The 16,642-nt window shown below is 70.5% G+C and carries 15 protein-coding genes; 3 read left to right on the top strand and 12 right to left on the bottom strand.

The genetic code is table 11. The features are described 5' to 3' along the window. The 4 genes from IE308_RS33055 to hemL all read right to left on the bottom strand — a co-directional run bounded on the left by IE308_RS33055 (position 1) and on the right by hemL (position 4,106). Positions 1 to 633 (bottom strand): TlpA family protein disulfide reductase, encoded by a 633-nt coding sequence (locus IE308_RS33055; protein WP_190220706.1) that lies wholly within the window; start codon positions 631 to 633, stop codon positions 1 to 3. Between the two features lie 66 nt (positions 634 to 699). Next, positions 700 to 1,983 carry a polysaccharide deacetylase family protein gene (locus IE308_RS33060; protein ID WP_190220707.1) on the bottom strand — a complete coding sequence of 428 codons (1,284 nt, stop codon included), beginning with the start codon at positions 1,981 to 1,983 and terminating at the stop codon, positions 700 to 702. A 126-nt stretch (positions 1,984 to 2,109) separates the two neighbouring features. Beyond that, positions 2,110 to 2,757 carry a histidine phosphatase family protein gene (locus IE308_RS33065; RefSeq protein ID WP_110636901.1) on the bottom strand — a complete coding sequence of 216 codons (648 nt, stop codon included), beginning with the start codon at positions 2,755 to 2,757 and terminating at the stop codon, positions 2,110 to 2,112. A 32-nt stretch (positions 2,758 to 2,789) separates the two neighbouring features. Next, a complete protein-coding gene (hemL, locus tag IE308_RS33070) occupies positions 2,790 to 4,106 on the bottom strand; it encodes a glutamate-1-semialdehyde 2,1-aminomutase (protein ID WP_190220708.1) in 1,317 nt (438 codons plus the stop codon). Between the two features lie 328 nt (positions 4,107 to 4,434). Here hemL and IE308_RS33075 point away from each other — a divergent pair, with 328 nt between their 5' ends. Continuing rightward, complete coding sequence (locus IE308_RS33075; protein ID WP_190220709.1) at positions 4,435 to 5,064, top strand: hypothetical protein; 630 nt, start codon at positions 4,435 to 4,437, stop codon at positions 5,062 to 5,064. Between the two features lie 18 nt (positions 5,065 to 5,082). On the opposite strand, the gene IE308_RS33080 is transcribed toward IE308_RS33075, so the two are convergent. From IE308_RS33080 to IE308_RS33115, 8 genes are all read right to left on the bottom strand, one after another. Next, the gene (locus IE308_RS33080; protein ID WP_190220710.1) at positions 5,083 to 5,940 is read right to left on the bottom strand and encodes a LysR family transcriptional regulator; all 858 of its coding nucleotides are present in this window, start codon (positions 5,938 to 5,940) and stop codon (positions 5,083 to 5,085) included. Between the two features lie 204 nt (positions 5,941 to 6,144). Beyond that, complete coding sequence (locus IE308_RS33085) at positions 6,145 to 6,519, bottom strand: (R)-mandelonitrile lyase (RefSeq protein ID WP_110629676.1); 375 nt, start codon at positions 6,517 to 6,519, stop codon at positions 6,145 to 6,147. Positions 6,520 to 6,610: 91 nt separating this feature from the next. After that, positions 6,611 to 8,062, bottom strand: coding sequence for an MFS transporter (locus IE308_RS33090; protein ID WP_229909315.1), 1,452 nt, complete (start codon positions 8,060 to 8,062; stop codon positions 6,611 to 6,613). Positions 8,063 to 8,158: 96 nt separating this feature from the next. Continuing rightward, positions 8,159 to 8,560 (bottom strand): VOC family protein, encoded by a 402-nt coding sequence (locus tag IE308_RS33095; protein ID WP_110629675.1) that lies wholly within the window; start codon positions 8,558 to 8,560, stop codon positions 8,159 to 8,161. Positions 8,561 to 8,588: 28 nt separating this feature from the next. Beyond that, positions 8,589 to 9,056: a cupin domain-containing protein gene (locus tag IE308_RS33100; protein WP_110629674.1), complete on the bottom strand. Its 468-nt coding sequence runs from the start codon at positions 9,054 to 9,056 to the stop codon at positions 8,589 to 8,591. Beyond that, positions 9,019 to 10,887 (bottom strand): FAD/NAD(P)-binding protein, encoded by a 1,869-nt coding sequence (locus IE308_RS33105; RefSeq protein WP_229909317.1) that lies wholly within the window; start codon positions 10,885 to 10,887, stop codon positions 9,019 to 9,021. Before IE308_RS33105 ends, IE308_RS33100 begins: the two co-directional genes overlap by 38 nt. Then, complete coding sequence (locus IE308_RS33110) at positions 10,884 to 11,726, bottom strand: N-acyl homoserine lactonase family protein (protein ID WP_190220711.1); 843 nt, start codon at positions 11,724 to 11,726, stop codon at positions 10,884 to 10,886. The genes IE308_RS33105 and IE308_RS33110 overlap by 4 nt, the downstream gene beginning before the upstream one ends. 5 nt (positions 11,727 to 11,731) lie before the next feature. Further along, complete coding sequence (locus IE308_RS33115) at positions 11,732 to 13,087, bottom strand: KamA family radical SAM protein (protein WP_190220712.1); 1,356 nt, start codon at positions 13,085 to 13,087, stop codon at positions 11,732 to 11,734. Positions 13,088 to 13,448: 361 nt separating this feature from the next. Here IE308_RS33115 and IE308_RS33120 point away from each other — a divergent pair, with 361 nt between their 5' ends. Together IE308_RS33120 and IE308_RS33125 are read left to right on the top strand one after the other, a co-directional pair. Continuing rightward, on the top strand, positions 13,449 to 15,371 hold the full coding sequence (locus IE308_RS33120; protein WP_229909319.1) for an FAD/NAD(P)-binding protein: 1,923 nt from the start codon (positions 13,449 to 13,451) through the stop codon (positions 15,369 to 15,371). Further along, a complete protein-coding gene (locus IE308_RS33125) occupies positions 15,368 to 16,609 on the top strand; it encodes an MFS transporter (protein WP_190220713.1) in 1,242 nt (413 codons plus the stop codon). The genes IE308_RS33120 and IE308_RS33125 overlap by 4 nt, the downstream gene beginning before the upstream one ends. The last annotated feature ends 33 nt before the right edge of the window (positions 16,610 to 16,642 follow it).

A 16,642-nucleotide genomic window follows, 5' to 3' on the forward strand; every position in this document is an offset into this window, starting at 1 on the left:
TCACTTCTCCGCGAGGACCGGGTCGATCATCTTGCGCAGCTTCTCCTCGCTGAGTGCCTGGAGGGTGCGCGCCGCGATGTTGCCGTCGCGGTCGATGACGAGGGTGGAGGGGATGGCCTGCGGGTTGAGGGTGCCCTTCTTGAAGCGGAGCATCAGCCGGCCGTCGGGGTCGAACAGGCTGGGGTAGGTGACGCCCTGCTCCTGCTCGAAGCTCTGCGCCAGGTCCGCGCTGGCGTCGCGGGTGTTGATGCCGACGAACTGCACGCCCTTGCCCTTGAGGTCCTGGTAGACCTTCTCGAAGCCCTTGGCCTCGGCGCGGCAGGGCGGGCACCACGATCCCCACACGTTGAGGACTATGACCTTGCCCTTGTAGTCGGCGACGTCGAGCTGCGCGCCGTCGACGGTCTTGCCGGACAGGTCGGGGGCGGCCGCGCGGTCGCCCTTCCCGACGGTGGCGATGCCGTCGGAGCCGGTGATGAAGTTGGTGTTGCCGCCCCCGCCGGAGGTCCCGCCCGAGCTGCACGCCGACAGGGTCAGCGCGGCCGCCGCCGCCGTCACGGCGATCCGGACGGCGCGGCTACGAAGGGTGCGGGTGCTGTTCGGGCGCTGGGGGGCGCGGCTGGCGGCACTCATGTGAAAAGTTTCGCATGTCCGTTCCGGGGATCTTGCGCACCCCCCTTGCGGGGGGAAACCCGCATTTCAGGCGGTGTTCGAGGCACTGCCTCCGGCCATGAACGCCTTCCAGCCGCCGGCCGGCTTCTGCCCGACGTCCAGCGTGCGCAGCTTCGCCAGCACCTCCGGCTTCTGCACGTCGATCCAGTCGACGAACTGCCGGAAGGAGACCAGCCGCACGTCGGCGCCCTTCTCCTTCTCGCGCGCGATGTGCTTGAACGCCTCTTCCACGGCGTCCATGTAGATGCCGCCGTTCCACTGCTCGAAGTGGTTGCCGACGAAGAAGGGTGCCCGGTTTGTCTCGTATGCCCGCTTGAATCCCTGGATGTACGCCTGCGCCGACTGCTGCCGCCAGCCCGGGTAGTTGTGGGCCGGGGCCTTGGTGGAGTTCAGGGACTGGTTGGCGAGCATGTTGTAGTCCATCGACAGGACCTCGAAGCCGCGCCCGGGGAACGGAACCTGCTGCAACGGCAGGTCCCAGATGCCGTGCCGCTTGACGGGCCAGGTCTGCCGGCCGCCGGGCGAGGAGGCGTCGTAGCGCCAGCCGAGCGCCTTCGCCGTGGGCAGCAGGTTGTCCTGGCCGAGCAGACAGGGCGTACGGCCGCCGACCAGCTCCTTGTCGTAGTCGAAGGGCAGGGACGGCAGCTCGCTCCACCCGGTGTTGGTGCGCCACTGCTTGACGAACGACTTGGCCTGGTCGATCTCGCTGCGCCACTGCGCGGGCGTCCAGTGCGCGACCGAGCCGTGGCTCTCGCCGCAGAAGTGCCCGTTGAAGTGGGTGCCGATCTCGTGGCCCTCCAGCCAGGCCCGGCGGACGTTCTTCAGCGTCTCCTTGATGTGGTCGTCGGTGAGGTAGCCGATGTCGGAGGCGCCGCGCGGGTTGTTGGGCGGGTCGTACAGGCGCTTCTTCGACTCGGGCAGGAGGTACAGCCCGGACAGGAAGAAGGTCATGCTCGCGCCGTGCTCCTTGGCGAGGTCCAGGAAGCGCGGGAAGAGGCCGTTGCCGACCTCGCCGGCGCCGTCCCAGGAGAACACCACGAACTGCGGCGGCTCCTGACCCGGCTCCAGCGGCACGGGCGCGGCGGGCTGGTGGGGCTGCTTGCCGGTGAAGGACGTCGAGCCGTCGCCTATCGGGCGCGCGGCGACGGTGGGACTGCCGGAAGGACGGGCGCCCCCACCGGAACCGCCGCCCCGGTGCGAACCGTCCGAGGGGGTGGAGCCGGAGCCGCCGGTGCCGCAGCCGGCGAGGGCGGCGGCGGCCGTGGCGCCCGCGCCGACACCGAGCATTCCCCTGCGGGAGAAGGTGCGCATGTGATCCCCGATTCGTCGCGTCCTTGGGTGGTCACCCAGTCAGAGGGCGCGACGAACGGGGCGGTTCCGCTTGAGCGGACAGAAATGCGCAACAAATGTCACAAAACCAAGCAGTGTGCGCCCGGTTCAGGCACCGAAGGCCTTCCCCTTCCCCTTCACGGGCTTGGCACCGGCGAGGAGATGGGCCGGGACGAGATCGCGGGCCGGCTCGGTGTAGCCGACGGAGACGATCTTGTCGCCCTGGTAGGTGAAGGTCGTCAGCGAGGCGAGCGTGCACTGCCGCTTGCGCGGGTCGTGCCACAGCCGGCGCCGCTCGACGTAGGACCGCACGATCCAGATCGGCAGCTGGTGGCTGACGAGCACGGCCTCGTGCCCGCGGGCCGCGTCCTTGGCCGCGTTCAGCGCGCCCATCATGCGCACCACCTGGTCGACGTACGGCTCACCCCACGACGGCTGGAAGGGGTTGACCAGGTGCTTCCAGTTGGCGGGCTTGCGCAGCGCGCCGTCGCCCACGCCGAAGGTCTTGCCCTGGAAGACGTTCTCGGCCTCGATGAGCCGCTCGTCGGTGGCGAGGTCCAGCCCGTGCGCCTTGGCGATGGGCGTGGCGGTCTCCTGCGCCCGCTCCAGCGGCGAGGCGCAGACGTGGGTGATGTCACGCGACGACAGATGGTCGGCGACCCGCTCGGCCATCTTCCGGCCCAGCTCGGACAGGTGGTAGCCGGGCAGCCGCCCGTACAGGATCCCGTCCGGGTTGGCGACCTCGCCGTGCCGCATGAGGTGGACGACGGTGATGTCCTTGCTGCTGGTCACGCGGTGGCCTCCGCGGCTGCTCGGGCCGCCGCCGGAAGGGCGTCGGCGATCTTCTGAAGGGCCCGCTCGTCGTGGGCCGTGGACACGAACCAGGACTCGAAGGACGACGGCGGCAGGTACACGCCGTTCGCCAGCAGGGAGTGGAAGAAGGCGGTGTAGCGGAAGGACTCCTGCGCCTTGGCGTCCTCGTAGTCGCGCACCTGCCGGTCGGTGAAGAACACCGAGAACATGTTGGAGGCGGTCTGCAGCCGGTGCGCGACGCCCTCCTTGGTCAGCGCCTCGGTGACGAGGGTCTGGATCTGCGCGGACACGGCGTTCACCGTCTCGTACGCGGCGTCGTCGAGCAGCCGCAGCTGGGCGAGGCCGGCGGCGGTGGCGACGGGGTTCCCGGAGAGGGTGCCGGCCTGGTACACGGGCCCGGCCGGGGCGAGGTGGGCCATGACGTCGGCGCGACCGCCGAACGCCGCGGCCGGGAAGCCGCCGCCCATGACCTTGCCGAAGGTCATGAGGTCGGGCCGGACCCCGTCGATGCCGTACCAGCCGGCGCGGCTCGTCCGGAAGCCGGTCATGACCTCGTCGGAGATGTACAGCGCGCCGTTCTCCCGGCAGGCGTCCTTCAGCCCCTGGTTGAAGCCGGGCTGCGGCGGCACGACGCCCATGTTGCCGGGCGAGGCCTCGGTGATCACGCAGGCGATCTCCCCGGGGTGCCGGTGGAAGGCCTCCTGCACGGCCTGGAGGTCGTTGTACGGCAGCACGATGGTGTCGCCGGCCTGGGCGCCGGTGACGCCGGGCGTGTCCGGCAGCGCGAAGGTGGCGACCCCGGAGCCGGCCGAGGCGAGGAGCGAGTCCACGTGCCCGTGGTAGCAGCCGGCGAACTTGATCACCTTGGACCGCCGGGTGAACCCGCGCGCGAGCCGGATCGCCGACATGGTCGCCTCGGTGCCGCTGGAGACCAGCCGCACCTGCTCCACCGGATCGACCCGGGCGACGATCTCCTCGGCGAGCGCGACCTCGCCCTCACCGGGCGTGCCGAAGGAGGTGCCGCGCGCGACGGCCTCCTGCACGGCGGCGATCACCTCGGGGTGGGAGTGCCCGAGGATCATGGGACCCCAGGAGCAGACGAGGTCGACGTACTCCCGCCCGTCGGCGTCCGTCAGGTACGGCCCGCGGCCGGACACCATGAACCGGGGCGTGCCGCCGACGGCGCGGAAGGCGCGCACCGGCGAGTTCACGCCGCCCGGGGTGACGGCGGACGCACGGTCGAACAGCGCCTGCGAGGCGGGCGCGTCGTAGGGGTAGGGCAGTTCGCTCATGACGTGCGGATTCTCCGACCTTCTCCGGCTTGCTCGGACGGCTCGGCTTCGCTGGCAGGCGTCACCGGTCAACCCCCTCAGGGTAGGCCGAGGCGCGGAAACGACGGCCCCGGCCCCACCGAACCGAAGTCTGTGCCCCGCACGTCTGAGAAACTGAACCTCGCATACGTATGGACAAGGCGGAGGGACGTGTCGAGGCCTTCCCCTGCTCCCACGGACAGATGTTTCACCGCACGTTTCGGCGAGCGGCCGTGGGGGAGGTCACTGACACGATGATCGGGTTGCGCGGCGGGGGCCACGCGTCCTAGAAAAGCAGTCGGGTGGAGATATGCATCGCGGTGGCGGACTGGGCGAGGGGACCGATGACCTGGGTCCTCGACGTGCCCGGCGGGGAAGGCACCGACGCGAGGCGGAGGCGAACGAAGCACGTCAGGCACAGGGTGCGGCGAGTGAGCCCGAGCGGGTCGACCGGCTGAGCCGGACCGACGGGCTCCGGGCGGGAAGCAGAAATGGTGGTCGGGTGGGGGTGACGTACAAGTACTTCGGCGCGCCGGACGGCGCGACCGCGGCCCGCGTCCCGATCTCGATGCGCCCCGAGGAACTCGGCGGCGACGAACTGGGCATGAACGGCATGTTCACCAAGATCAAGCCGGAGACGATGGCGGCCATGGTCCTGACCGGCATCGAAGGCGTGCCCCTGCACAAGGTGCCCCCGCTGGAACTGGTCGTCCTGCACCCCGACTACGCGGTCGTGAAGCTCCCCATGACGGTCGTCGACCCCCTGCGCGACATAGGCGAGGAAGCGGTCGGCGCGGCGGCGTTCATATGGTCGACGGTCCCGGACCGGGGTGGGCCGCGGGACGCGTTCAACGTGTACCAGCTGCTGCACGAGTGGCAGGACTTCTCCAAGCGGCTGCACGACGCGGGGCATCAGCCGTACTGCCTGGTGTGGCCCTGAGCCGGGCAGTCCCCGCGTTCACCGCTGCTCGCCGGCCACGGCGGCCTGCGCCATGGCCACGAAGCGGGGTATCAGGGGGTGTCCGCCGTGCGCGGGCCACACCAGGTTGAGGGGAACGGTCGGCGCGTCCGGTATCGCGAGAAATGACACAAAGGGGTGGATGTGCTGCCGCCCCACGAACTCGGGGACCACGCCCATGCCCTTGTTGGAGGCGACGGCTTCGAGCCATTCGTCGAAATTGGCGCAGACCACCGCGACGCCCGGCTGACGCTCCGGCGGCCAGTCGCCCAGGTTGGTCGTACCACTCACCTCGTTGAGGACAAGCCGGTGATCGGCGATGTCCCGCCACCCGATCTCGTGCCGTTCGGCGAGCTCGGAGCGCGTGGAGACGGCCGCCACCCGCCGCTCGTGCAAGAGCGTGACGATCTCCATGTCCGGAGACGTCAGCCGCCCCCGCAGGATCGCCAGGTCGGCCTCGCCCCGGTCCACCCCCGCGAGCTTCGAGTCATGCCGGTGCACCCGCACCGGCACACCCGTTTCCTCCTCGAAGCGCGCGATGACCTCCTGCGGCCACCCGGTGGGGAAGCCCCAGGCGAAGCCCACCCGGAACGTGTCCTCGTCCGTTTCCGCACGCAAGGCCGCCTCCAGCTGCGGCAGAAGGACATTGAGCCGGTCGTAGAGGCTCTCGCCGGCGGACGTTAGGGTCACATGCCGTGTGGTCCGTTCCAATAAGCGCCGACCGAGCAGCTCCTCCAAACGGCGGATGTTGCGGCTCAGAGTCGGCTGGGACACGCCCATGCGCTTCGCGGCACGAGTGAAGTGCTTCTCATCCGCCAAGGCCAGGAAGCCGCGCAGGTGGTGCAGCTCGATACTCATGGAGAGCAGCATATGAAGTGCCGCGAAGGCACCCTGGGTACCGCCCGGCGCGCCTCGAAGCTGCGACGACAACGCTCTCTCCGCAGGACATCGGCACTTCGGGACATGGCACGCCCCGGCCGTGAACGGGTGGCCGGCCCGACGCCGGCGCGTTTGCGGGAATTCACCCGCACGACGTCGGGCCGGCCCCCGCGGACGGCGGGTTCAGGCGTGATAGTCGTCGTCCGCCACGTGCTCCTGCCATTCCGTCGGCCCGTCCGTGACGGCTATGTGGGTCATGAACGTGCCGGGCGCGGCGCCGTGCCAGTGCTCCTCACCCGGGTGGCAGACGACCGTGTCCCCCGCCCTGATCTCCTGGCGCTCGCCTCCCCGGGACTGCACGAACCCCACCCCTTCCGTGACGTGCAGCACCTGCCCGGCGGGGTGCCGGTGCCAGGCGCTGCGCGAGCCGGGCGTGAACAGCACGTTGCGCACCTCGGCGTTGGCGGTGGCCCCGATGCGCGGCCACAGCCACACATCGCCGGAGAAGCGCTCCTCCGGGCCCTTCGTCGCGTCGCCGGGATGACGGTTGACGTCCATGGCGTGAACTCCTTCGTTGGTTGTGGTGATCGTGGTGGGTGGCAGGCGAGGCCGGAGCCTTCCTGCTCGACGGGGGGTGCGGGACGCCGGCTCAGCGCTTGGCGGCGGGCCTGCGCACCCCGGCCTTCCCGGCGAGCAGGATCAGCGCGGAGGCCGCGATCGAGAGCGCCGCCAGAACGGTGTTGGTGGTGTCGAACGCGGTCTTCGGTGCCCCACCGCGCGCGGCGAGGTCCAGATACACGGTGCCGAAGACAGCCACTCCCAGGGTTCCGCCCACTTGCAGCGTCGTGTTGAACAGGCCGCTCACGTCGGGGGCGAAGCGGGCTTCGACCGATTCGGTCAGGTGGGTCAGGGTGCCGCTGAACGCCGCCCCGTAGCCGATGCCGCCGACGGCCAGCAGGGCGGTCAGCCAGACGGTGCTCTGCGCACCGGCTGCCACCCCGGCGAAGGCGATCGCCATCAGGAGACCTCCCGCAGGTGCGGCGAGCCTCCTCACGCGCGCCGACAGCCGGCTGAGCACGGGCCCGACCAGGGCGAACGTCGCCACCCAGGCGATGGGGACCATGCCGGAGTAGGCCGCGCTGCGGCCGAGCCCCTGCTGCAGGTGAAGCGCCAGGACGAACAGCAGCGCGAAGTAGGCGGCGCGGGTCGCGGCCTGGGACACCAGGGCGAGGGCCACCTGCTTGCGGGCGAGCAGCGCGACGTTCATCAACGGGCTGCCACCGCGGCCCGCGATGCCCCGCTCGACCCTGGCGAACAGGGCGAACCCCGGCACGGAGCCCGCGAGGCACAGCCAGGCCCACAGCGGCCAGCCCGCGTCCCGCCCGAGCACCAGCGGCGTCACCAGCAGGAACAGGCTGAGCGACAGAAGCCCCACGCCGCGCATGTCGAGCTTCTTGTCCCGCTCGGTCTCGTCGTCGGGCAGGAAGAGGAACGAGGTGATCAGCAGAACGATGCCGACGGGCACGTTGATCAGGAAGATCGGCCGCCAGCCCGAACCCAGGATGTCCGCCTGCACCAGAACACCGCCCAGGGCCTGGCCGACGACGGAGCTGATCCCGAGGATGCCCGTGTACGCGCCCAGGGCCCGCCGCCGGACGGCGCCTTCGAAGTGCACCTGAATGCTCGTCAGGACCTGGGAGACCATCAGGGCCGCGCCCGCGCCCTGCACGACACGCGTCCCCACCAGAACGGCGCTGTCCGGCGCGAGCCCGCAGGCGAGCGAGGACAGCGTGAAGATCCCGAGGCCCCAGAGGTAGGTCCATCGCCGGCCACGGATCTCGCCGAGCCGGGCACTGGTGATGAGCAGCATGGCGTACGCCAGGGTGTACCCCGAGACGATGAGTTCCAGTTCGCCGCCTGACGCGTTCAGACGATCGCGGATCGACGGGATCGCGACGTTGACCACCGCGATGTCCACGTTGCCGAGGAACATGCCGCCCAGGAGCGAGGCCAGCATCAGGCCCTGACGCGTTCCGCGCCGCGCTGACAGCCCGCGACGCGTGGTGTCCCCCGTCGACTCGGGTGCGACTGCCGTGTTCAAGGAATCCACCTTCGGAGTGTAACTACTAGTATGTACAGCCGCAATCCGCGGCGGAGCCGGGGCCCGGACCGGCCCCGGCCCCGCTTCCGGACAGCGTCAGACCGCGTCCCGCTGCACCAGCTGGAACTGGATTCCGTCGGACGTCTCCGGCCGGGTCCAGGCGTTGAGGTTGGGGCCCACCGGGACGGGCTCGCTCGTGGTGAACGCGACACCGAGCCCCTGGACCGCCTCGATGACGCTGGGTACGTCGTCGACCTCGACACCGATGTGCTCGATGCGGGCCTGGTTGCCGTCACCGAGCCGGCGCCGACGGGACTCCTCGGTCGTGGGCTCGATGAGCTCGATCCGGCCGTCCCCGCACTGGTAGAACGCGATCCTCACGTTGCGCTCGGGCACGTCCTGCGCCCGCTCCAGACGCATCCCCAGACTCTCGAGGAACGCCCTCGCCCCGGCGATGTCGTCGACCACCACGCCGATGTGGTCGATGCGCTTGAACATGTACGCCTCCTGATGTCGGCCAGTCGCCTTACGCGTGCTCTTCGGAGAAGTTGTTGTGGATCGCCGCCAGTTGGGGCAGGTTCGACATGTTGAGCAGCAGCAGGTCCTCGTCCGCCTCGTGGTTTTCGAAGTGATGCGCGGACCAGGCGGGTATGAGGAGGATGTCGCCACCGGTCAGCTCGGCGGACTCTCCCGTTTCGTCGAATATCACGGTGCCCGCTCCGGACCGCACGAAATACAGGTGCCACCAGGAATGCGCGTGTGTGGTGGTGCGGTCACCGGTGCGGACGACCTGGAAGGTCATGGACGTCCCCGGAACGATTTCGTGGCTGCCGCCGGGTGCGGCCAGGGTGAGCGTGCCGTATTCCGTGTGTTCGGCCGCTTCGAGTTCCTTGGCCAGGTTCTCCCACTGCCACACCACAGGGGACGGCTGCTGCCGCACATGGCGCTTGCGGAATTCAGCGTACGGAGACTGACTTCCTGTCTGTACCGGCATACGTGTCCTCCTGGACGGCTTCGTGTCGGTGTCGGATCTGCGCGAACATGTCGCGTACGGAGGCGTCGGCGTCGGCGGTGAACTGCGAGGCCAGTCCCTGCCGGGGCAGGGCGTGGGTGTAGAAGCGCGGTCCCTCGACGGGATAGCCGACCGCCCACGCGCCGGAGAGCGGCTCACCGACCGCCGTGACGATCCGGCCCTGTTCGTCGATGTCGATGCCGCCGGGCTGGAACGGACCGTTCGCGTAAGGGCGCACCAGGCCACGGGCGAGAAGGCTGCGGATCAGGGGTGACCTGTCGTGTTCCGGGTGGAACGCGTCGAGACGCGCGATGACCAACGCGTCGGCATGGCGGATCTCCGTTCCGCCGGTGTACTCGGTCCGGATCGCGAAGCGCGCCGCCTCCCGGTCGAGGACCACCTTGCTCCCCGGGCCGCCGGCCAGATCCACGATCCCCGCCCTCATGAGGGCGAGGAGCTGGTGGTTGCGGTGCCGGGGCGGGCCGAAGGAGACCCGGTTCATGACCGGGACGTAGAACGAGTTGAACGTCCGGTGGGACGTCGGGGTGAGCCCCGAGAACTCGACGGCCTCCCGCAGGCTCGCCCGGGTGTCGCGGATGACGTCGGTGGCGGCCTTCACGGGACTTGTCCGATTGCCGCGCTCGGCCTGCTCCAGGTCCTCGACGACGTAGTCGACGAAGAACTTCCTGAACGCGTCCCGGTCCGGGAAGGCGCGCCCGCGCAGGGGGTCGATGATGCCCTCGACCGCACGCCGGTCGTCCGCCGTGAACTCGTATTCCTCCGGCGGGACGGCTCGCCCGTCCGCGGCCGCCCGATAGGCGTATCCCATCTCCTTCAGCAGGAGCGGAAGCACCTCCGCCACGAAGTCGAGCCGGGGGTCGTCACCGCGCCGTACGGCCTCGGCCCGAAGGAGTCGCACCGCTTCCTTGGTGAAGAACCGCGGCCGGTGCTGCCCCGTGAGGCCCTTCTGGTTCACGCCGCGTGCGCTGAACGGCAGGCACTGGCGGGAGAACAGCTCGATCCTGGGCTCCCGGCCGGAAGGCAGGTACTCCGTGGCCCACCCGGAGCCGCGGAACACGCCGCCGCGGCCGGCCGTGAGTTCGGAGATGACGTCGTGAGCGGTCAGTCCGAAGCCCTGCACGGCGACCGTCGAGCCGGGCGCGATGTTCCGCAGCCGTTCCACCGGATAGGGATGCGGGCAGTAGACGAGCCAGGGGTTCCGGTCGGCCTTGGTCCCGGCGAACTCCTCATAGGCCCGGTCCTGCGCCGTGGGAACGCGTTCGCAGTGCCCGGTGGCGAGGAAGACGTAGTCGCTCGGGACCACGTGGCCGTTCCGCAGGTGGACGGTGAAGTCCCCGCCGCCGTGCGCCTCGATGTCCACCGCGCGGTCACGGTGGTGCACCACACGCACGTGCGGCGGCAGGGAACGCACTGTCCGGTCGAAGACCCAGCTGAGGTAGCCGCCGAGCATCTGCCGGGGCAGATAGGCGTGTTCGCCCACCGGATCGCCGGCGGTGCCGCCGGTCGGCAGGTAGACGCCGCCGAAGTCCCGGTAGCCGGCGCTCGCGGCCCACTCGGTGAACGAGGGTCCTGTGCCGTCGGCGAACATGGTCACCTGGCCGGCCAAGGTGTTGGTCAGCAGGTGGGCCGGCTGGTTCGCGGGATGGGAGCCCTGGCCGCCTTCGGCCGGGTCGATCAGGTGCACGTCGAGCGTGCGCCCCGCGGGCAGTTGCCCGGCGAGTTCCGATATCCGCTGCAGGATGCTCAGGCCGCGCGGCCCCACCCCCACGATGGACACGCTCAGCGCCGTCATCGCAGGGCTCCGCTCTCCGCCGCGGTGACCGCGATGCCGTCGAGTACCGGCTCGTGCAGGCATACCCAGTCGGGTGCTTCCGCGAGCCTGGGGAAACGCCGCGCCACCTGCGGGTCGTGGCCGGGGATGATGTGGTCGTCGCCGTCTGCCAGGGCCTCGATCCGCTCGTAGCCCTCCAGCATCGGCGTCAGGTGGTCGAGGATGGGGAACGGGCTGCGCAGCCGGATGTTGGCCCAGAGATGGGTGGCGTCGCTCGCCAGCACGACCCACCCCCGTGCGGTGGGCACCCTGACCACTTGCGTGCCCGGCGTGTGGCCCGGTACCGGATGAACCGTGACGCCGGGAACGATCTCCGCCTGGCCCCGGTGGAGGACGAGCTGGTCCTCGAACAGCCCCTGCACGGCGGTCTGCACATTGACGGGTTCGAACGGCCTGCGCACGACGTGGTGCCGCATCGCCGGCCCGGTGCAGAACCTCAGCTCCTCCTCCTGCAGATGGATCCGCGCGTGCGGGAAGCGGTCCAGGTTCCCGGCGTGGTCGTAGTGCATGTGGGTGATCACCAGGTCCGCGATGTCCTGCGCCTGCAGGCCCAGGTCGGCCAGCGCCGCCACGGGGTCGCGGAAGAGGGTGCGCTTGCGGCGCCGCGCCATCTCCTCGGGGAATCCGGTGTCCACCAGCAGCACGTGCCGGTCGTTGCGGACCACCCACAGGTAGAAGTCCATCGGCATGTCGCTGCCCGGGGTGAACTGCCCGTCGTCGACCAGGAAGTTGTCCCGTGCGGGGCGGTCGGCATGCGTGCCGAACCGCAGGGCCAGGACCTCGTACTCGTTCTCGGTCATGCCCGTCAGGCCCCCACCAGGTCGAGCGGCCGGCCGGCGGACGGGCTCTTCGCCGTCCCGTCCGCCGCGTCCTCGAAGAAGAACCCGGGCTCTCCGAAAGCCGGGACGAGCTGGTCGAACCAGGTGGCCTCGGGATCGAACCTGGCGTAGAAGGGCCGGCGGACGACGCCGCCGCTGCGCGCCTGCAGGAACTGCAGGGCGAACACCTTCTCCCCGCGGATGGTGGGCGTACCGTCGATGAGCACCTTCCCCGGGAACGCGCTCATGGACGGGCCCCGCACGGTGCGGGACAGACCGGAGACCGCGCCGTAGGCCGTGCGGAAGATGTCGTACGCCTCGGCGAGCGGAAGCTCGAAGTAGGCGCGGGCCCCGGTGTCGCGCTCGACGAACATGTAGTACGGGATGGCCCCCAGCTTCACACCCTGGGTCCACAGCTCCCGCCAGGCGGCCGGGTCGTCGTTGATGTGCCGCAGGACAGGGGACTGCATGCGGACGACGGCACCGGTCGCGGTGATGCGCCGCAGCGCGCTCTGCGCGATGGCGGGCCGCAGTTCGGCCGGGTGGTTGTAGTGGCCCATCAGCGCCAGGTGTTTCCCGGCCGACACGATGTGTTCGAACAGGCGCAGCAGGTCGTCGGCGTCCGGATCGCTGACGAAGCGCTGCGGCCAGTAGCCCACGGCCTTGGTGCCGATCCTGATGTTCTGGACGTGGTCCAGCTCGGCGTCGAGGAGAGGCTCCAGATACCGCTCCAGCGTGGCCGTGCGCATGATCATGGGGTCGCCGCCGGTGATGAGCACGTCGGTGACCTCGGGGTGCCGCTTGAGGTAGGCGACCAGTCCCGCGGCGTCCCGGGCGGCGAAGTGCAGGTCGTCCTCTCCGACGAACTGGGGCCACCGGAAGCAGAACGTGCAGTAGGCGTGGCAGGTCTGGCCGGCGCTCGGGAAGAAGAGGACCGTCTCCGCGTACTTGTGCTGGATGCCGGGGACCGCCTCGCCGTCCAGCCGGGGCACGTTGTGCGTCATCTGGCCGGCGGGATGCGGATTCATGCGGGACCGGACGACGTGGATCTGCTTGGCCAGTTGCTGCTTGTCGCCCGACCGCAACAGGTCGCGCAGGGTGGCGTAGTCGTCGGGGTCCAGCATCGACCGGTGCGGGAAGTTCAGCCGGAATATCGGGTCGTCGGGTATGGCGTTCCAGTCGATGAGTTCATCGAGTACGTACTGGTTGGTCCTGAAGGGCAGGACGTGTGACACCACGTCGACCGCCTCGCGCAGCTCGGCGGGAATGCGTTCCCATTGCGGTGCCCGCTGAATCGACGAGCGGTTGTAGGGCTTGTACTTGGCAGGGCTGGAGTCAGCCATGTGAATTCCCCGTCCGAATGGTGGACTGTGCATTCTGGTTCGCGGCGAGATGGCGGCGAGAGGGGATCACCCTGACCGCCGGTGAATGCATGGGCGGAGGCTCCCGCGCAATAGTGCTTCTTCGCGCCCGCGCAGCCGGTGCGGAAAAGGTTCCGTGATTCCCCTGCTCGCCGCCCAGAACGCTAGCCAGGGGTCTCGTCCGGTGAGAAATAGACGACGGCGGAGACTCATTCGGCAGACGCATGAATGCGGTCCATTGACGCCGCGCATGACTCATGCGTGTGCCACATCAATGCGCTTTCCCGGCTCGTAGGATCGGCGGTGGCTCAGACGGAGAAGGACGGAACCGGGGGAGTTTTCGTTGAAGCGTCCGCTCAGTGTCGGCATCGTGGGGGTGGGCCCCCGCGGACTCACCGTGCTGGAACGGCTGTGCGCCAACGCGGCGGCGGAGCCGGCCGCCGGACCCGTGATCGTGCATGCCATCGATCCCGCCCCGCACGGGGCGGGCCGGGTGTGGCGGACGGATCAGTCACCGCACCTGCTGATGAACACGGTCGCGGAACAGATCACGGTGTTCACCGACGCCAGTGTCTCCTGCGCCGGCCCGGTCGTGCCGGGTCCGAACCTGTACGAGTGGGCGACTCTGGTCACCGTCATGGACACGGTGGGGAGATACCCGAGTGACGTGCTGCGGGAAGCGCGGGACCTGGGGCCCAACTCGTACCCGACACGTGCCCTGTACGGGCATTATCTGCGGTGGGCCTTTCAGCGGACGGTGGAGACGGCGCCGCGGCACGTGTCCGTGCGGGTTCACCGGGACACGGCCGTGGAACTGAGCGACCACGGCGACCACCAGGTTCTCCGGCTCGCCGGCGGCGACCGTCTGCCGGTCGACGTCGTGGTCCTCGCACAGGGGCATCTGCCGTCCTTACCCGCCCACCCGCCGCGGACCGAGGGCGGCGCCCGCCATGTCCCGCCGGGCAATCCCGCCGACGTGGATCTGGACGCCATAGCGCCGGCGGAGCCGATCGCCCTGCGTGGTCTGGGACTGACCTTCTTCGACTACTTGGCCCTGTTCACCACGGCACGCGGCGGAGTGTTCGAGGAGCGTCCGGACGGGCGCCTCGTCTACCGGGCCTCGGGCCGGGAGCCGCGGATGTACGCGGGCTCCCGGCGCGGCGTCCCGTACCAGGCACGCGGAGACAACCAGAAGGGCATGGGCCAACGCCACCAGCCGCTGCTGCTCACGGCGAGGACGATCCGCGCGCTGCGGGAACGGGCCAGGTCACGGGGTGACGTGTCCTTCCGGAGGGACGTCTGGCCGCTGGTCGCCCGTGAGGTGGAGATCGTCTACTACCGGTCACTGCTGCGGGGGCGCGGGGCGTCGGCACAGACCGTCGCGGACTTCGTACGCGCCTATCTGATCGCTCCCGCCGGGAGTGCGGCGGAGGAACTGGCACTGTCGCGCCATGGCGTCGAGGAGCCGGACCGCTGGAACTGGCAGGCCGTCGAGACCCCTTATGACGAGCAAGCCCTGCGGGGGCCGGAGGAGTTCAGGAACTGGCTCGTGGCCCATCTGGAGCGGGACGCGGCGATCGCCCGCCGCGGCAACGTCGACGATCCCCTGAAGTCCGCGCTGGACGTGCTGCGCGACCTGCGCAACGAGATCCGCCAGATCGTCGACCACGCGGGCATCACCGGCCGCTCGTACCGGGACGAACTCACCGGCTGGTACTCGCCGTTCAACGCCGGCGTCTCCATCGGCCCGCCCAGGCGCCGCATAGCGGAGATGGCCGCACTCATACGCGCCGGTGTCCTGGAGCCGGTGGGACCCGGGATGAGGGTGACCCCGGTGACGGGACCGGGCGGATTCCTCGTCACCTCCTCCGTGGTGCCCGGCCCCCCGGTCACCGTGACCACCCTCGTCGAGGCCCGCATCCAGACCCCGGACGTCCGGGCCACCGCCGACCCGTTGACGCGCCGGCTTCTGCGGACCGGTCAGGCGACCGCCTACCGCATCCCCGACCCCGACGGCGGCCATCACGAGACCGGGGCCCTCGCGGTGACGGAGCGGCCGAGCCGACTGCTGGACGCGCACGGCCGGGTGCATCCCAGGCGGTTCGCCCTCGGTGTCCCCACGGAAGGCGTGCACTGGGCGACGGCCGCGGGCGTACGTCCGGGCGTCGACTCCGTGACCCTCGGCGACGCCGACGCGATCGCCCGTGCGGTGCTCGGCTGCGAGGCCGTGCGGTCTTCGGACAAGGTGGAGGCCCACGCCTCGTGAGCAGCCCGGTCCGCGAGGCGCACCGCGAGAAGAACGCCCCGGCCGACCGCGCCCCCTCGGGGGTGCCGGCCGCGGCGGGCGTCGCGGCGGTCACCGTCCTCACCTCGCTGCCGGTCTTCCTCCCGGGCGCCGCGAACGGCCTGGTGAGTGCGGAGTTCGGCTGGAGCTCGGCGCGGATGGGAGCCGTCCTCGCCGTGTACTGGCTGGCGTCCCTGGCGGGTGCCTTCCTGAGCAAACGGGCCGCGCTTCCCCGGGTGCTGGAACGCACGCTGGCTGTCGCGCTGCTCGCCACCTGCCTGGGCCTGCTCGCGGCGGCGACGGCACCCGCTGCCGGCCTGTGGGTCAACTCCGTGGTCGGCGGCGCCGCCTACGGTTACACCCAGCCGCACACCAACGCCCTGCTCATGCGGCGGTGTGCGCCCCGGTTCCGTCCGATCGCCTTCGGCCTCAAGCAGGCCGCGGTGCCGGCTGCCACGCTGCTGGCGAGCGGGGCGATGCCCCTGCTGGCCGGACAGGGCGACTGGCGGACGGCGTTCACCGCCGCGGCGGTGCTGTGCGGCACGGGCGGCGTGCTGCTCGCGCGGAGAGGGCCGACGGGGCAGCCGGCCTCGGCCACCGGCCGGGGCCGCGGTGTGCCCCTGAGGGCAGACGCCTATCTGGTGGCGCTCAGCGGCGCCGGATTCTTCGGCGCGATGGTGGGAAACGGACTGGGCGGGTTCCTGGTGCTTTCGCTGACCGCACGGGGAACCTCGCTGTCCGTCGCCGGTGCCGTGGCGACCGCCGGGGCGGCCTGCAACATCGTGATCCGGCTGGCGGCGGGCTGGCTCGTGGGGCTGCGGCCCGGTGCCGCCTGGGGGACCCTGACGGGACTGTTCGTGGCCGGTGCGGCGGGTACGGCGCTGCTGACCCGGCCGGGCCTCGCGGTGTTCGCGGTGGGTGCGCTGCTCGCCTACGGGGGTGGCTGGGGCTGGGCGGGCCTCTTGCACTACGTGATCGGACTGCCCTACGCCGGCCGGGAACAGCGGGCCACGGCCTACAGCCAGATGGGGGTGTCCCTGGGCGCCGCGGCCGGACCGATGCTGTGCGGAGTGCTGTTCACCGCCGTGAGTCCCGCCGCCGCCTGGTGGGCCCTGACCGCGGGGGGCGTGGCGGCCGCCGTCTGCGTCCTCCTCGCCCGCACCCGGACACCGCACGGCCGCCCGGCACGGCACCTCGCTGGAGCGACGCAGTCGTCCTGAGCGGACCCACCCGTGCGGCGGCCCCGTCCACGA

Origin of the sequence: Streptomyces griseosporeus (assembly GCF_014656055.1) — a bacterium.
GTDB classification, from domain to species: Bacteria; Actinomycetota; Actinomycetes; order Streptomycetales; family Streptomycetaceae; genus Streptomyces; species Streptomyces griseosporeus.

Excerpts from the sequence above, each read along its gene's own strand:
- IE308_RS33110 (WP_190220711.1), bottom strand. The coding sequence starts at position 11,726 with ATGACCGAGAACGAGTACGAGGTCCTGGCCCTGCGGTTCGGCACGCAT.
- hemL (WP_190220708.1), bottom strand. The coding sequence starts at position 4,106 with ATGAGCGAACTGCCCTACCCCTACGACGCGCCCGCCTCGCAGGCGCTG.
- IE308_RS33115 (WP_190220712.1), bottom strand. The coding sequence starts at position 13,087 with ATGGCTGACTCCAGCCCTGCCAAGTACAAGCCCTACAACCGCTCGTCG.
- IE308_RS33080 (WP_190220710.1), bottom strand. The coding sequence starts at position 5,940 with ATGAGTATCGAGCTGCACCACCTGCGCGGCTTCCTGGCCTTGGCGGAT.
- IE308_RS33065 (WP_110636901.1), bottom strand. The coding sequence starts at position 2,757 with ATGCGGCACGGCGAGGTCGCCAACCCGGACGGGATCCTGTACGGGCGG.
- IE308_RS33055 (WP_190220706.1), bottom strand. The coding sequence starts at position 633 with ATGAGTGCCGCCAGCCGCGCCCCCCAGCGCCCGAACAGCACCCGCACC.
- IE308_RS33095 (WP_110629675.1), bottom strand. The coding sequence starts at position 8,560 with ATGTTCAAGCGCATCGACCACATCGGCGTGGTGGTCGACGACATCGCC.
- IE308_RS33085 (WP_110629676.1), bottom strand. The coding sequence starts at position 6,519 with ATGGACGTCAACCGTCATCCCGGCGACGCGACGAAGGGCCCGGAGGAG.
- IE308_RS33100 (WP_110629674.1), bottom strand. The coding sequence starts at position 9,056 with ATGCCGGTACAGACAGGAAGTCAGTCTCCGTACGCTGAATTCCGCAAG.
- IE308_RS33075 (WP_190220709.1), top strand. The coding sequence starts at position 4,435 with ATGCATCGCGGTGGCGGACTGGGCGAGGGGACCGATGACCTGGGTCCT.
- IE308_RS33060 (WP_190220707.1), bottom strand. The coding sequence starts at position 1,983 with ATGCGCACCTTCTCCCGCAGGGGAATGCTCGGTGTCGGCGCGGGCGCC.
- IE308_RS33105 (WP_229909317.1), bottom strand. The coding sequence starts at position 10,887 with ATGACGGCGCTGAGCGTGTCCATCGTGGGGGTGGGGCCGCGCGGCCTG.